Source organism: Kingella sp. SNUBH-2017 (assembly GCF_028680565.1).
GTDB lineage: Bacteria > Pseudomonadota > Gammaproteobacteria > Burkholderiales > Neisseriaceae > Kingella_D > Kingella_D pumchi.
The window spans coordinates 1-685 of record NZ_JAPHVK010000033.1; the positions used below are offsets into that span (position 1 = coordinate 1).

1 pseudogene is annotated in these 685 nt (G+C 46.6%); it reads left to right on the forward strand.

Features of this window, described 5'->3' with window-relative positions:
- Positions 1-39: 39 nt before the first annotated feature.
- A pseudogene (locus tag OP500_RS11210) lies at positions 40-685 on the forward strand (IS1595 family transposase); the annotation flags it as partial.

The window sequence follows — 685 nt, forward strand, 5'->3', positions numbered from 1 at the left end:
GGGGCTGTACTAGATAAGCAGTCATGTTAGACTGCAAAAATGAAGATAACCCATTGTAAACTAAAAAAGAGTATTCAAAAGAAACTGCTTCAGTTTTTTGTACTCGAAGTTACCGCCCGTTCAGCCGCCGATTTATTGGGCATCCACCCCAATTCGGCAGTGCTGTTTTACCGCAAGATTCGCGAAGTCATCAGCCATCATCTTTCACTGGAAGTCGATACGGTTTTTGACGGCTCAGTTGAGTTGGACGAGAGCTATTTTGGCGGACACCGCTAAGGCAAACGCGGGCGCGGTGCGGCGGGAAAGGTGGCAGTCTTTGGCATTCTCAAACGCGGCGGCAAGGTTTATACCGTGGTAGTTGAGAATGCTAAAAGAGAGACGTTATTTCCTGTTATCACAAAGAAAATTATGCCAGACAGCATTGTCTATACGGATTGTTTGAGCAGCTATGATGTGTTGGATGTAAGCGGATTTACCCACCACCGCATTAATCACAGCAAGCTGTTTGCCGACAGACAAAACCATATCAACGGCATTGAAAACTTTTGGAATCAGGCAAAACGCGTACTGCGCAAATACAATGGAATCGACCGTAAATCTTTCCCGCTGTTCTTGAAAGAATGCGAGTTCCGTTTTAACTTTGGCGCACCTTCCGAGCAGCTTAAAGTGCTGCGCCGGTGGTGTG